Origin of the sequence: Flavobacterium daemonense, from assembly GCF_007341385.1 — a bacterium.
Classification (GTDB): Bacteria; Bacteroidota; Bacteroidia; order Flavobacteriales; family Flavobacteriaceae; genus Flavobacterium; species Flavobacterium daemonense.
Genome location: NZ_VJYD01000015.1, coordinates 44452 through 60381 on the forward strand (window position 1 = coordinate 44452; position 15930 = coordinate 60381).

Annotated in this window: 8 protein-coding genes; 6 read left to right on the top strand and 2 right to left on the bottom strand. The window is 37.7% G+C overall.

Annotation, left to right across the window (positions count from 1 at the left end; all coding sequences use genetic code 11):
* Positions 1–66: 66 nt before the first annotated feature.
* Both FND99_RS17030 and FND99_RS17035 read left to right on the top strand, forming a co-directional pair.
* Positions 67–1008: an aldo/keto reductase gene (locus FND99_RS17030; RefSeq protein WP_144339140.1), complete on the top strand. Its 942-nt coding sequence runs from the start codon at positions 67–69 to the stop codon at positions 1006–1008.
* A 178-nt stretch (positions 1009–1186) separates the two neighbouring features.
* A complete protein-coding gene (locus FND99_RS17035; protein ID WP_144339141.1) occupies positions 1187–1525 on the top strand; it encodes a DUF1934 family protein in 339 nt (112 codons plus the stop codon).
* Between the two features lie 91 nt (positions 1526–1616).
* Here FND99_RS17035 and FND99_RS17040 read toward each other — a convergent pair whose 3' ends face one another.
* The gene (locus FND99_RS17040) at positions 1617–2186 is read right to left on the bottom strand and encodes a helix-turn-helix domain-containing protein (protein ID WP_144339142.1); all 570 of its coding nucleotides are present in this window, start codon (positions 2184–2186) and stop codon (positions 1617–1619) included.
* Positions 2187–2464: 278 nt separating this feature from the next.
* A complete protein-coding gene (locus FND99_RS17045) occupies positions 2465–3262 on the bottom strand; it encodes a polysaccharide lyase (protein WP_144339143.1) in 798 nt (265 codons plus the stop codon).
* A gap of 358 nt (positions 3263–3620) precedes the next feature.
* Between FND99_RS17045 and FND99_RS17050 the strand changes: the two genes are divergently transcribed.
* The 4 genes from FND99_RS17050 (at position 3621) to FND99_RS17065 (ending at position 15873) form a co-directional block, all read left to right on the top strand.
* A complete protein-coding gene (locus FND99_RS17050; protein ID WP_144339193.1) occupies positions 3621–4079 on the top strand; it encodes an RNA methyltransferase in 459 nt (152 codons plus the stop codon).
* A 745-nt stretch (positions 4080–4824) separates the two neighbouring features.
* Positions 4825–5736: a PorP/SprF family type IX secretion system membrane protein gene (locus FND99_RS17055; protein WP_144339144.1), complete on the top strand. Its 912-nt coding sequence runs from the start codon at positions 4825–4827 to the stop codon at positions 5734–5736.
* An 11-nt stretch (positions 5737–5747) separates the two neighbouring features.
* A complete protein-coding gene (locus FND99_RS17060) occupies positions 5748–7691 on the top strand; it encodes an OmpA family protein (protein WP_144339145.1) in 1944 nt (647 codons plus the stop codon).
* 55 nt (positions 7692–7746) lie between these two features.
* The gene (locus FND99_RS17065) at positions 7747–15873 is read left to right on the top strand and encodes an Ig-like domain-containing protein (protein ID WP_144339146.1); all 8127 of its coding nucleotides are present in this window, start codon (positions 7747–7749) and stop codon (positions 15871–15873) included.
* Positions 15874–15930: the final 57 nt, after the last annotated feature.

The window sequence follows — 15930 nt, forward strand, 5'->3', positions numbered from 1 at the left end:
AAATTTAAAATATAATATTTACTTTTATTTGCTGATTTGAATAGACTATTAATACCATAAAATACCATGAATTCTGAAAACCAAAAAATTGAAATAAACCGACGCAGATTTTTACAAACCACCGCAGCAGCAGGAATTTATTTAGGCGTGTTTGGCATGCCTAATTTATTCGGAAATGTTTTGTCTGATAAAAATGCTACAGGAATTCCAGATGTTAAACTGAACAACGGACTAAAAATGCCGATGCTCGGTTTTGGAACTTACGGACTTAGAGGCGATGTTTGCCAGGAATCTGTAGCGACTGCGTTAACAGAAGGCTATCGTCTTGTTGATACTGCAAAAATATACGGAAATGAAGAAGCTGTAGGCAAGGGGATAAAGCAGAGCGGCGTTAACAGAAAAGAACTTTTTGTTACCTCAAAACTTTGGGTTGATGACGCAGGTTATGAAAACACTAAAAAAGGTTTTGAAGAAACATTGACAAAATTAGGACTTGATTATCTGGATTTATACCTTATTCACCGCCCGAGAGGGGATGTAAAAGGATCTTGGAAAGCAATGGAAGAACTTTACAAAGCCGGAAAGATTAAAGCAATTGGAATAAGCAATTTCGATTCAAAACAAATGGCTGATCTTTTGTCTTATGCTGAGGTAAAACCTGCTGTTAATCAGATTGAGACACATGCTTTTTATCAAGAAATACAAGCCTATAATGAGCTAAAACAACATCATATACAGATGGAAGCGTGGGCGCCATTTGCAGAAGGTCGCAACGGACTTTTTACAAACGAAGTTCTTGCCAAAATTGCCAAAAAGCATAATAAAACAGTTGCTCAAGTAAATTTAAGATGGCATTTTCAGCGTGGCATTGTTGCTATTCCGAGATCTTCGCAAAAAGCACACATTGTTGAAAATCTAAATATCTTCGATTTCAAATTGGATCATGACGAAATGAGCGCAATTGAAAAACTCGACTTGAATAAAACTCAGTTTCCAGAATGGAGTTAAGAGTTTTCGCTTCTTAAAAAGTTGCGCAAAAGTCTCTGACTTTGCGCAATTTTTTTGTTTTAAATTGGAGATTTGTAGAATGACGCAAAGTCGGAGACATTTGCGTAGCGCATTTGCGGAACACTATAAGGAGAGGGGAAGCATAAACTGAAACAACAAGATATAGACCGGCATAAACATGAAAAATATAGTTCTATTGGCAGGATTTCTGATTATATTCACTTCTTGTAGTAAAAATATTTATGGAAAATACAATACGAGTTATTCAAAAGATAAAAGTGCTTTTTTTCAAATAATTTTAAATTCTGACGCTACTTTTGAAAAGACAGAAATTCATACAATAAGTATTTTTTCTAAAGGGAATTATGTAAAAAAAGGTAATCAAATTATTTGTTTTTTAGATTCCACAGAAAATGGTTTTCCTGCAGACACACTTACATTTAAAATAAAAAGAAATAAACTTTATTTTACCAAAGATGGAATTGTAAAGACAAATTTTTATTTAAAGAAAGAATAAATATATCTCCGCACTAGAAAGAGTTACAAAAAAAAACTGCGCAATTCTGAAAGCTTTCGGAATTGTGCAGCACATTTAGATATTTATTTTTTTACTTCTCTGATTTAAACAAAACTTTTCCATAAAATAGTACGCCAAAATAAATCAAGATACAGGAAAAAATCCATGTTGTAAATCCTGTAGCGCAGGCACCGCGAAAACCTTGAGCATATAATATTGTAACAAGATAAATTACCCAACCAACTCCGAATTTAAAAATTCGTTCGGTTGCTTTCATTTTTTGAGTATAATAAAAGATCGAAAACGGAATAAAAAAGCTCAATAAAACTGCTCCAAATTTGCTGTTGATTGTAGCTTCAAGTGGCGCGGTCAAAAAAACGATGCTTAGCGTTATTGCAAAATTTAAAATAATTAAAAAGATTCCGTTGATCAGTAAAGCGCCGATTCTATTATTTTGTGCCGATTTGTCTACATTTTGTAAATCTGTTTTATCAAGTTGAAGCACATCACAAATAAGATCTAAAGTTTTTCCTCTAGGAACATTATTGCTGTTTTCAATTCGCTGAATTGTTCTCAAATTGACTTTGGATAATTCTGCAAGTTCTTCTTGAGTGTAGCCTTTTAATTTTCTTGTCTCGCAAATTTTTTTACCTAGATTCATAGTTTCTATTTTTTTATTGGCTTCAAAATTATTTTAAAAAGCAGCTTTTGGTAGCGGTTTTCTTGTGACATTTCTACGACATTTGATAAAGTCGCTAATATAAAATTAATTTTCAGCTTCAAGAAGCGTATTAAAGTAAAGCTGTTTTGAAATGACCTACTATTTAAATTTAATTTTAAAGTTAGTTCCTTTTGGCACAAATAAAAAACTCCAATGCGTTATTAGCGTTTAATAACCGCATCGGAGTTTTGATTTTTAGTATTCTGATTTACATCAATTTATTTGGCATCCCATGAAGCACTAGGGTAGTAAATAGAACTTGTGACCGGCGCAGTCCAGTAATCTTGGCTTCCGCCTCGGAAAGTATGTAAGCAAACAGCATTTACATTTCGTTTAGAATCGTTGGTTACCCAGCGAATTTTTTCATTCAATATTTCCGTGCCATTTACATAATATTTGACATAACCGTCTGTATTTGAACCCGTATTTAGCTTAACGGATATTTGGCAGTTATAAGTTACGCCTTCCTGAATATAATATTTTTTTCCGAAATCATTTCCATATTGACCCGGCTGATCTCTGTAATAAACATAAGGTTGCAAGTAAGCGCCACTGCCTTTTGCTGTATTGGAGCCATTTGGGCAATACCACATAAATCTGGCGCTACCACCGTTGCCGTCCCATCCTGGGTCGCCGCCAGTGTTTTGATCGCCAATTAATATTCCGTAACCGCATTTACCGCCTCGGCTCCAATAAAATCCAGAATTAAATTTCATTTGAAACCAAACCGTATAAACGCCGGTTGACCAAACTCCGAAAGAGGTACACAAACCACCCGGACATGATAAAGTGTTGGTTTGCAAGGTAATCGTTCTTGCTCCGGCGCTTCCTGCGGCGGCGGCGGCGGCAGCAAGAGCTTCTTTTTTAGTGTTTTGTTGCGTCTCTTTGTTAACGCTTGCTGTAACGTCTTCTTTGTTAGTGCTTTGCGCTATATTCAAATCTTGTTCCTTTTCGCAGGAGTTAAATACTAAAGCTGCAATAAACAGCAAACTGGTAACTTTTAATGATTTTCTCATTTTTTAAAGATTTAGGTTAGAAAATAATAGATAGTAATTACAATGTTGATAATGAGATAGAAAGCTGTTTTCTAATTCTCAAAAGTGGTTTCCATTGTAACTGGTAATTGTGTTACAAAGTTGATTAATAAGAAGTTACAAATGGAGTAAAAAAGTACGATTTTAGGTACATAAAAATATTGATTAAGTATTTTTCTGTCTTTTTTTAAGGTTTTAAAAGGAATATTTCTAAAACAATTGCAAATAATTGATTTTCAATTAAATATTGTATTTGGTTTTCTGTTTCCAAAAAATTCAGGACGAAAAGTCATCGAATAAAAAATTGATTTATGAAATTACAGTTTGTATTTTTGCCGCTATGAATGATAATTTTATAAATGAATATTTCGGCATCGGAATCCAGAATGGTAAAACTCCTGAAAACTTAGGTGTTTTGTGGCGTTCGGCTCAAAACTTAGGTGCTACTTTTATATTTACGATTGGAAACCGATATGCTAAACAAGCGTGTGATACGCATGACGCCGTAAAGGCAATTCCGTATTTTCATTACGATACTTTTGAGGCTTTTTTTGAAAATTTACCGAAAGGTGCGCGATTAGTCGGAGTTGAATTATCTGATAATGCAACCGACCTCGAAACTTTTGAACACCCAAGACGTTGCGTTTATGTACTGGGAGCAGAAGATCATGGCTTGTCAAAAAAGGTTATGGAAAAATGCCATCATTTAGTGAAATTTAAATCTGAAAAAAGTTTGAATGTCGCTGTGGCTGGAACTATTGTTATGTACGATAGAAATTTAGCTAAACCTAGATCTTAAAATAAAACCATTTTTTGCTTGATTACAATTGACTGCTATTCCTGTGCAGTAAAGAAAATTGGCAAGTTTAATGCTTGTTTTTTAGTTAGAATTTATCTTCTGTAAGATTTTGGTGAAAAAAAATCAAAAAACTCGATTTGGTGTTATTTATGTTAAAGTGCGAAAAAAATAACACTAAAGTATTGATTATCAATATAATTTGTTTTAGTTTTGTAAGAGGTTTAATACTATTATTAATGTTTGCAAGGTTTCATTTTCAGAAACATTACTTAATAGTATGATTGAGCGAGTAGGTTGACTACTCAAATTTTAAATCTTAAGAGATTTTAAAATTATCTTCTTTGAATCTTTAATGCAGACTGTTAATTGGTTCTCATTGTAAAAGAAATGATATGAGAACTATTGTTGCTTGTTTTATCTGATCAATGATAAACTCAATCGGTTTGTCATCAATTTTTGGCCCCACCTTTTTTAAGTCATTAAGTACTTAATAGAGTTTAAAATTCTTTATTAGCCAAACCAATTGAAGCCTTTTGATAAAGTGTTGATTCACTTTATATTTTCCAAACCGGATAGTACACTCCTAAAATTTTATTATTTCTCTTTGTTCTAGTCTATAAGATTCCAATAAAGCTATTGGAACTGATTTGACTTATCAAACATGTATTCTATTGATTTTGTTGAAGAGCGTTAGTTCTTATGACTAATTCGTCATGCCTTAATGTTAAATTTAAAAATTTGAAAGATGAGGAAAAAACTACTTTTTTACATATTTCTATTTGGTTTTTGCGGTAGTTATGCACAGCAAGATGCGCAGTATACGCAATATATGTATAATACCATAAACATAAATCCGGCTTATGCTGGATCCCGTGGCGTGCTGAGTGTTTTTGCATTGCATCGTGATCAATGGGTAGGATTAGATGGTGCACCAAAAACCAACACAATTTCTGTAAACACTCCGATAAACAATAGCAATATTGGACTTGGCGCGTCTTTGGTCAACGACAAAATCGGACCAACAAACGAAAATGAGTTTTCTGTCGATTTGTCCTATACTATTCCCACTTCAGAAACATGGAAACTTTCTTTTGGAATAAAAGGTTCAGTTGACATTTTTAATCTTGATGCCAGCAAACTGAATCCCGAAAGCCAAAGCGATCCTCAATTTCAAAATCTAAACAGTGATGTTTCTCCAAATGTTGGAGCAGGTATTTATTGGCACTCAGACCGCGCCTATATTGGATTCTCCGTACCTAATTTCATTCAGACCAACAGATATGACGACAATGATGTAGCAATTTATAAAGACAAAATAAACTACTACTTGATGGGCGGTTATGTTTTTAATTTTTCCCAAGAAATTAAATTTAAACCTGCACTCTTGACAAAAATGGTTGAAGGAGCACCGCTTCAGGTCGATGTATCGGCTAATTTTTTATTCTTCGAAAAATTAACACTCGGAGTTGCCTATCGTTGGGACGCTGCCGTGAGTGCGATGGCTGGATTTCAAATCACAGATGGATTATATGTTGGCTATGGATACGATCAAGAAACCACCCAATTAAGGAACTATAATTCTGGTTCGCATGAAATATTTCTGCGATATGAATTCTTCATAAACAATGGCAAAATCACAACTCCTCGTTTCTTCTAAAAAAAAGTATCATGAAAAACTATACACTACTTTTCCTTACAGTTGTAAGTACTTTTTCTTTTGGCAGTTATGCGCAGCAAGCCAAAGTAAATTCCGGAGATAAAAAATATGATAATTACGCCTACGTCGATGCGATAAAAACATATGAAAAGGTAGCCAATAAAGGTTACAAATCTGAGGATATGTTTAAAAAACTAGGAAACTCCTATTATTTTAATTCCGATTTCGCAGGTGCCGCAAAATGGTACGGCGAGTTGTTTGCAATGAATACCGCTGTTGAACCCGAATATTATTACAGATATGCACAATCACTAAAATCAATAGGCGAGGCTGACAAAGCAAATAAGCTTATGGATGATTTTTATCTTAAATCAAAAAATGACAACAGAGGCAAACTTTATAAAGACGATGTCAATTATTTAGATGTAATAAAATCAAATTCGGGAAGATATAAAATTGAAGATGCTGGGGTAAACAGCAAATATTCAGACTATGGATCATTTGTTTACAACAACAAGCTTTATTTTGCTTCTGCCAGAGATACCGGAAATTTTACACAACGAAAACATAAATGGACTGGTGAATATTTTACGAATATTTACAATGCAGATCTTGACCCTGAAACCGGAAAATCAACAAAAGTAAATAAGTTTAAATCTGCGATTAATACAAAATTTCACGAAGCTTCTCCCGTTTTTACGCGTGATGGAAAAACAGTTTATTTCACTAGAAATAATTACCTCAACGGAAAAAAAGGAAAAGACGAGAACAAAACTACTTTCATAAAAATCTATAAAGCCACGTTAGATAAAGATAATAAATGGTCAAATATTACTGAACTTCCTTTTAACAGCAATACATACAGTGTAGCTCATCCTGCCTTAAGTCCAGATGAAAAAACACTTTATTTTGCTTCTGATATGCCGGGCACAATCGGGCAATCTGATTTGTATAAAGTAAGCATAAATTCTAATGGTGGCTACGGAACGCCAGAAAATCTTGGCAATATAATCAATACAGAAGGAAAAGAAACATTCCCGTATGTAACAAGTGAAAATGAAATTTATTTTTCATCAGACGGTCATCCCGGCCTGGGAGGTTTGGATGTTTTTGTTGCCAATATTGATTCAGATGGTAAAATAAGCAATATCCAAAATTTAGGATCCGATGTTAATTCTCCCAAAGATGATTTTGCCTACATCATTAATCCTGCGACCCGAAAAGGATATTTTAGTTCGAATAAAGACGGCGGTCATGGTTCTGATGACATCTACAGTTTCTTAGAAACCAGAAGACTCAATTGTATTCAAGAACTTGATGGGGTTATTACCGATGTGCAAACGGGAGCTGTTCTGCAGGGAGCTAAAGTTACTTTGTTTGATGATAAAATGGCGGTTAAAAATACTGTGCTTTCAGACAATTCAGGAAATTATTCTTTTTCTGTTGAATGCGGGAAATCGTATCAAGTTAGAGCTGAAAAAGAGGATTATGAAACGAAAGAAGTTTCTGTAACCATTCCAAAAATTACCGGAAAAACCAGCTTGCCAATTGCTTTAGATAGAGGTGTTTGCCGAGTAACTGTTGGTGATGATCTAGGAGTTTGTTTTGGTATAAAAATGATCTACTTTGATTTGGATAAATCCAATATCAGAACCGAAGCGGCTATCGATTTAGAAAAAATATTGGCGGTATTAAATGAGTATCCTAATATGAAACTTGATATTCGTTCACATACCGATAGTAGAGCATCACATCAATACAACGAAGCTTTATCTGACCGAAGAGCAAAATCAACAATTAATTGGCTGATTAAAAATGGCGTAAAAGCCGACCGCTTGACTGGAAAAGGATACGGAGAGACACAACTTGTCAATAAATGTTCAGATGGGGTTCAATGTACCGAAGAAGAACATCAAGCCAATAGACGAAGTGAGTTTATAATTACTGCTTTGTAATTCTGGCTTCAACTTATCTGAAAGAAAAAATATAGCACACTAAAATTTATCGATAATGAAAAATACAGTTAAAATCTTATTAGTATTTATTACAGTGTTTTTAATAACAAGTGTATCTGCTCAAACGAATTACAGTTTTTCAATTGCTGATATTTTAAGTTCAATGCCAAATGGAAAAAGAATGCCTGATGGAACAATTGTAAAAGCGCAGCTTATCACGACAGGAAGTGCAACACATTCTACAGGCGCTGCCGGTTCAGGAACTCCTGGGCCAGATATTGGAGGACTGTTCACAGGAATTACGCTTCCGGCTTATGTTGGAGACAAAACTCCGACAAATTTCACCAAAATTCAAATGGCAAATACCCAAAATGCCGATAATGGAGTGGGAAATAATTGCACAAATAGTATTGGTTTTAGAATTTATTTCAGCCGACCAATTTCCAGCATCAATTTTCTTGCTTTGGACATTGATGGGGTGCATGGAACACCAAATGGAAATGCTGAATGGGTTGCTTTTTTTGGTTATGATGGCAATACGTATGTTCCGTATATCATTAGCGGCCCCACAACACAGCTTACAAACCAATCAATCAATACTTCTGCGGCAGGTCATAGTTGGAGAACTTTAGTAAGCAATTCAATTGGAGCAACAGCGGCGGCGGCTTTGCCTAATGCGATGACAATTAGAAGACAAACAACTAGTGGAGGATCTGGTACTCCTGATGATCTAAACCATCAGGTTTTGTTTACGCCACCATCATCAACTACCAAAGTAACTGATTTCTTTTTGATGACAGGAATTTGGAGTGTTACCGGTCAAGCCAATGTCCAAGCATCAGGCTTAAGTCCGATAGTAATTACGATTAGTTCAGATTTTGGAGATGCACCAGACAGTTATAAAACATTGCTAGCTTCTGGCGGACCATCTCACGGCGTTGTTGGAACACTTATTTTAGGAGATACTAATTACACAGAGCCCGATGGTTCACCATCTGTATTAGCAGACGCTTCTGTTGATGATGATGGAATACAGACCATTCCGCCTTTGACAAACAACGGACAATTAATCAGTAGTTATACAGTTGCTACAACTTTTCATAATAATACAGGACTGCCAGCAAATTATGTGGCTTGGATTGACTGGAATAATGACGGCGTATTTCAGGCTTCAGAAGGTACTACAGCAACAACGCCGGCAGGAACATTGTCAGGAAGCGTTAATCTTACTTGGAACAATGTTACTTTGACCAATACAGCAGGTCATGCAAGAACTTATTTAAGAGTAAGAACAACCACAGAAGCCATTACCACTTCGGATACTGGCGGCGCATTCATGGATGGTGAAGTTGAAGATTATGCAATTGGACTTCCAGCTGCTACGCCAGATGTGGCTTGTTTCAATGTAGGAAGTCCTTCGGGGGCAATAAATATTTTGTCCAATGACACTACTGGAAATACGATTGTTCCTTCAACGTTAAGTTTGGTAAATCCGGGAACGGGAACAAATATTATTACTGACGGACAAGGGGATATTGTTTCAATAACTATTCCGGGAGAAGGAGTTTGGGAAGTGAACTCTGCTGGTCAAGTTACCTTTGAACCACAATCCAGCAGTGTAATAGCACCAACTCCAATGGCATATAACGGCAGAGATGCTGATGGGAATATTTCAAATAATGCATTAATTACATTGACTGCTGCAAGCATACCAGTCGATACAACAATTGCGTCTCAAGGATGTTCTCCAACCACGCTGACAGCAACTGCGAGCGTTCCTAGTGGTCAGTCTGTAGTTTGGTATGATGCCGCGACTGCTGGAAATATTGTAGCATCTCCAACACTAAGCACAGTAGGAACCGTAACGTATTATGCACAGGGAAATAATGGTAGTTGCACAACTTCTGTGCGAACTCCGGTAACATTGACCATAACAGCGCCTCCAAATGCTGGAAATTTATCGGGAACGCAAAATATTTGCCAAGGAACAACAACAACTTTTAGTTCCGATGGCGCTGCAGGAGGTACTTGGTCAAGCCTTGATACTACCATAGCATCTGTTGACAGTGGTGGCGTCATTACAGGATTATTGCCGGGTACAACATTTATAACGTATACCGTTAGTGGAACAGGAGGTTGTGCCGATGCATCGGCTACAAGATCAATTACGATTGAAGATGCGGCTGAATCGGGTACGATATCAGGAAATCAAGATATTTGTGTTAGCGGTACTTCTGCATTAACTTCGAGCGGAACTCCTGGCGGATTATGGGAAAGTGAAGATCCAACTATTGCGACTGTTGATGTGAATGGTGTGGTGACTGGTGTTGCACGTGGTACAACAAATATAAAATACACCATAATACAAACGGGAAGTTGTCCAGTCATACCTTCTGTTTATTCTGTAAATATTATTCAAGCTAATCCGGGGACTTTATCAGGAAAACAGAATTTATGTATTGGAGATACAACCCTTTTTACTACTGATGGCGACCCGGGCGGACTTTGGAGTTCAGATTTTCCTGGTATTGCCACTGTAGATGCAAATGGGGTAATTACTGGTAATGGACCGGGAAATGCAACAATTACCTATACTATAACTGGCTTGAGTGGCTGTCCATCAGCTGCAACAACAAGATTAATTACTGTAAATGTTAATGCCTCTGCGACCGCATCTGATATTACAGGTGCAGACAGTGAAGTCTGTCCCGGCGATAGTACTACGCTAACGGTAAGTACATTAACTATCGGTATTCCTACCTTTACATGGTATGCTGATCAAAACAGTACGACAGCAATTAATACTGGTACAACGTATACTGTTTCCCCAGTCTCAACTACAACGTATTATGTCAGTGTAAAAGGTAATAATGTCTGTGAGAATGAGCCGAATTTTAGAAAACCCATTACAGTAACAATAAATTCTTTAGGACTTGATTCTGATATACTAAGTACAGACGCAACAATATGCGCTGGTTCTTCCGCAGCACTAGCAGTTTCATCAACTACTGTGACCACGCCCGTTTTTAGATGGTATGCTGATCAAACAAGTGCTACACTTCTCTTCACTGGAGATACTTATACTGTTTCTCCCGCCGTAACAACAACCTATTACGTAAGTGTAAGCGGGGACGGAGTCTGTGAAAATGCTATAAATACTAGAAAAGCAGTAACTGTGACTGTAAATACGCTGGCTTTGGACTCGGATATCGCTGTTGCGGATGATGAAATTTGCGCAGGATCTTCGGTAGTTCTTTCTGCTTCAACAACTACAGTTACAACACCAATATTTAAATGGTACGCCGATCAAACAACTACTACAGCGCTCAGCACAGGAGATACTTTTACTGTTTCCCCAACCTCAACGACCACGTATTATGTAAGCGTAAGCGGTGACGGTGTTTGTGAGAATGCCGTCAATACAAGAAAAGCAGTGACTGTAAATGTTGATCCTCTAGCAGTTGTTTCAGATATCACGGCAACAGATACTACAACTTGTCCAGGCGAGGCATCAGTTCTTTCTGCTTCATCAGCAACCGTCACTTCGCCAATTTTCAGATGGTATGCAGATCAAACGACGACAGCAATATTAAACATCGGAGACACTTACACGGTATCTCCAACAGTAACTACAATTTATTATTTAAGTGTGAGCGGAGACAATGCTTGTGAAAATGCGCCAAATACAAGAAAGCCGGTAACCGTTTCGATGAATCCTTTGGCAACGGCCGCAGATATAGATGCTGCTGATCAGACCATTTGTTCAGGAGACGTCGCAGTCTTGACCGCTTCATCAACAATCAGTAATCCTGAATTTTTTTGGTATGCAGATCAAGTTTCTGCCGATCCGCTATCCATTGGAGCTGTATTTGATCCTTCGCCACAAACTACAACGACGTATTATGTTAGTGTGAGAGGAACTAATATTTGTGATAATGCCATCAATACCAGAAAAGCGGTTGTAGTAAATGTCAACAGATTAGGTTTAGATTCTGATATTACTGCTTCAGATGCTGTAATTTGCGAGGGGTCATCGACTACGCTTACAGCTTCAGCTACTGGAATAACAAATCCAGTTTTCAGATGGTATGCAGATCAGACAAGTACCACGATATTAAATACAGCAGATACTTATACTGTAACACCTGCAACAACGACAACGTATTACGTCAGCGTAAGCGGTGATGGTGTCTGCGAGAATGCCATCAACACCAGAAAACCTGTCGTGGTTACTGTAAATAGATTAGGTTTGGATGCTGATATTACGGCTTCAGATGCTGTAATCTGTGCGGGTTCATCGACTTCGCTTACAGCTTCAACAACTATTACAACACCAATTTTCAGATGGTATGCAGATCAGACAACGACTACAGCGTTATTTACAGGAGATACTTATACTGTAACACCTGCAACAACGACAACATATTATATTAGCGTAAGCGGCGATAGCGTCTGTGAAAACGCGATCAACACTAGAAAAGCGGTCGTGGTGACTGTCAATAGATTAGGTTTGGATGCTGATATTACGGCTTCAGATGCTGTAATTTGCGCGGGTTCATCGACTTCGCTTACAGCTTCAACAACTATTACAACACCAATTTTCAGATGGTATGCAGATCAGACAACGACTACAGCGTTATTTACAGGAGATACTTATACTGTAACACCTGCAGCAACGACAACGTATTATGTCAGCGTAAGCGGCGATGGTGTCTGTGAAAATGCCATTAATACCAGAAAAGCGGTTGCAGTTACTGTGAATAGACTAGGTTTGGATGCTGATATCACGGCTTCAGATGCATTAATTTGTGCGGGTTCATCAGCTTCGCTTACAGCTTCAACAACTATTACAACACCAGTTTTCAGATGGTATGCTGATCAGACAACGACTACAGCACTCTTTACAGGAGATACTTATAACGTAACTCCTGCAGCAACGACAACGTATTATGTCAGCGTAAGCGGTGACGGAGTCTGCGAGAATGCCATCAACACCAGAAAACCTGTCGTGGTTACTGTAAATAGATTAGGATTGGATGCTGATATCACGGCTTCAGATGCTGTAATCTGTGCGGGTTCATCGACTTCGCTTACAGCTTCAACAACTATTACAACACCAATTTTCAGATGGTATGCAGATCAGACAACGACTACAGCGTTATTTACAGGAGATACTTACACTGTAACTCCGGCAACAACAACAACGTATTACGTCAGCGTAAGCGGCGATGGAGTTTGTGAAAACGCCATCAATACTAGAAAAGCGGTTGTGGTTACTGTGAATAGATTAGGTTTGGATGCTGATATCACGGCTTCAGATGCTGTAATTTGTGCGGGTTCATCGACTGCTCTTACAGCTTCAACAACTGGAATAACAAATCCAGTTTTCAGATGGTATGCTGATCAGGCAACAACTACGGCGCTCTTTACAGGAGATACTTTTAGCGTAACTCCGGCAACAACGACAACGTATTATGTCAGCGTAAGCGGTGATGGAGTTTGTGAAAATGCTATCAATACCAGAAAACCTGTCGTGGTTACTGTAAATAGATTAGGTTTGGATGCTGATATCACAGCTTCAGATGCTGTAATTTGTGCGGGTTCATCAGCTTCGCTTACAGCTTCAACAACTATTACAACACCAGTTTTCAGATGGTATGCTGATCAGGCAACGACTACAGCACTCTTTACAGGAGATACTTATAACGTAACTCCTGCAACAACGACAACGTATTATGTCAGCGTAAGCGGTGATGGCGTCTGCGAGAATGCCATCAACACCAGAAAATCTGTCGTGGTTACTGTAAATAGATTAGGCTTGGATGCTGATATCACGGCTTCAGATGCTGTAATCTGTGCAGGTTCATCGACTACGCTTACAGCTTCAACTACTGGAATAACAACACCAGTTTTCCGATGGTACGCGGATCAGACAACAACTACAGCACTCTTTACTGGAGATACTTACACTGTAACTCCGGCAACAACGACAACGTATTACGTCAGCGTAAGCGGTGATGGAGTTTGCGAAAATGCGATCAACACTAGAAAACCTGTCGTGGTTACTGTAAATAGATTAGGTTTGGATGCTGATATTACGGCTTCAGATGCTGTAATTTGCGCGGGTTCATCGACTTCGCTTACAGCTTCAACAACTATTACAACACCAATTTTCAGATGGTATGCAGATCAGACAACGACTACAGCGTTATTTACAGGAGATACTTATACTGTAACACCTGCAACAACGACAACCTATTATGTCAGCGTAAGCGGCGACGGAGTCTGCGAAAACGCGATCAACACCAGAAAAGCGGTTGTGGCAACAGTCAATCCATTGGCTTTGGCTTCTGATATTTCAGTAACTACTTCAAATGCTTCGTTATGTACTGGAGGTAGTGCATCAATAACAGCTACAAGTGCTATTAGTAATCCTATTTTTAAATGGTACCAAGATGCTAATTTATCTGTTTTGCTTTACACGGGTTCTACCTTTGTAACGCCTGCTATAACTGCAAATACATCTTATTATGTTACAGTGCAAAATAATGCTGTCTGTGAAAATAGTATTGGAAATGCGTTAAAAGTTGATCTAACCGTTATTTTATGTTCTGATATTGCTTTGAAAAAATCGGTGAGCAATATGTCGCCTTTTGTTGGTGATCAGGTTGATTTTACAATAACCGTAAGTAATCTTGGTCCAAATAATGCTACCGGTGTGCGTGCAAATGATGTATTGCCATCGGGTTATACTTTTATCAGTGCAAACAATGGCGGAGTATTGTCTGGAAACACAATTACTTGGCCAGTGTTTATTGTTTCGGTTAATAATCCTGTTTCGTTGACTTACAAGGTCAGAGTGAACACATCGACCGGAACTGCGAACGAATACAAAAATATTGCGCAAATAATAGCTTCGGATAATTTTGATCCAAATTCAACTCCAAATAACAATGATCCGACAGAAAATGATCAAGACAGCATTATTTTGACTCCGATTGTACCGCAACCTTCCATTTTGTTATATAAAGATGCTTCATTTTCAGGTACTAATGACAGCAACGGAAATGGTCTTACTGATGTAAATGAAACAATTACATACACATTTACAGTACAAAATACTGGAAATATTAGATTAGAAAATGTAACGATTAATGATCAGTTTTTAGGCATTACCAATTTATCCGTTACGCCGAATGCATTAGATCCTGGGCAGACAGGCAAAGCTCAGTTAACTTATACAATAAAGGAATCAGATTTTGAGAAAGGTGTGATTTACAATAGCGCGATTGCTCAAGGAAACACGCCACCAACTCCAGATAATCCGGGAGGTACTACTGTTACCGATACTTCTGAAGACCCAACAAATCCTGTTAAGCCGGGTGATGAGTATTATGATCCAAATTGCCCGACTTGCACCGTAGTTCCATTGCCAAATATTCCAAAAATTGCGATTGTCAAGGAAATCTTTTCATTTAGCGGAGACTTTAATAATGCAAAAGTGGGCGATGTAGTAAATTATCTTTTTACGGTCAGTAATATCGGAAATACTCGTTTAAGTAATGTAAAAGTAACTGATCCACTTCCTGGATTGTCAACGCCTGCTCTTGATCCCGTAGATTCGGGCAATAAAACAGGAGATCTTAATTCAAATGGATATTTAGACACAAATGAGAAATGGCTATACAGAGCTCAGTACATTATCACTTCAGATGATTTAGCAAAAGGTCAAGTTGTCAATCAGGCTTTAGCCGAAGCGAAAGGACCTCCAACACCAGTAAATCCTAATGGGGAAGATGTGAGTGACTTGTCAGACAAATCGTCTCCTACAAATCAGGACAACGATCCAACAGTACTTGATATAGTGGGTTGCCAAGTAGTTGTTCATAATGCATTTTCGCCAAATGGAGACAGCATAAATGATAGGTTTAAAATTGATGGTATTGAATGTTATCCAAAAAATACGGTTGAAATTTATAATCGATGGGGTGTAATTGTTTTTCATACCGATGGATACAATAATGAAAGCAATGCTTTTGAAGGCTACTCAAATGGAAGGGCAGTAGTTAATCAAAGCAAAGGACTTCCAACGGGTACTTACTATTATATTCTCAGATATCAAAATTCAGATCAAAAAGAAGTAACAACGGCTGGCTATCTTTATTTAAGCATGAATCAGTAATTTTTGCGATGAGGTGGTGTGTCCCGCTCCACAAAGAGTTCCCATAAAAAGCTGCGC

Excerpts from the sequence above, each read along its gene's own strand:
- FND99_RS17030 (WP_144339140.1), top strand. The coding sequence starts at position 67 with ATGAATTCTGAAAACCAAAAAATTGAAATAAACCGACGCAGATTTTTA.
- FND99_RS17035 (WP_144339141.1), top strand. The coding sequence starts at position 1,187 with ATGAAAAATATAGTTCTATTGGCAGGATTTCTGATTATATTCACTTCT.
- FND99_RS17040 (WP_144339142.1), bottom strand. The coding sequence starts at position 2,186 with ATGAATCTAGGTAAAAAAATTTGCGAGACAAGAAAATTAAAAGGCTAC.
- FND99_RS17045 (WP_144339143.1), bottom strand. The coding sequence starts at position 3,262 with ATGAGAAAATCATTAAAAGTTACCAGTTTGCTGTTTATTGCAGCTTTA.
- FND99_RS17050 (WP_144339193.1), top strand. The coding sequence starts at position 3,621 with ATGAATGATAATTTTATAAATGAATATTTCGGCATCGGAATCCAGAAT.
- FND99_RS17055 (WP_144339144.1), top strand. The coding sequence starts at position 4,825 with ATGAGGAAAAAACTACTTTTTTACATATTTCTATTTGGTTTTTGCGGT.
- FND99_RS17060 (WP_144339145.1), top strand. The coding sequence starts at position 5,748 with ATGAAAAACTATACACTACTTTTCCTTACAGTTGTAAGTACTTTTTCT.
- FND99_RS17065 (WP_144339146.1), top strand. The coding sequence starts at position 7,747 with ATGAAAAATACAGTTAAAATCTTATTAGTATTTATTACAGTGTTTTTA.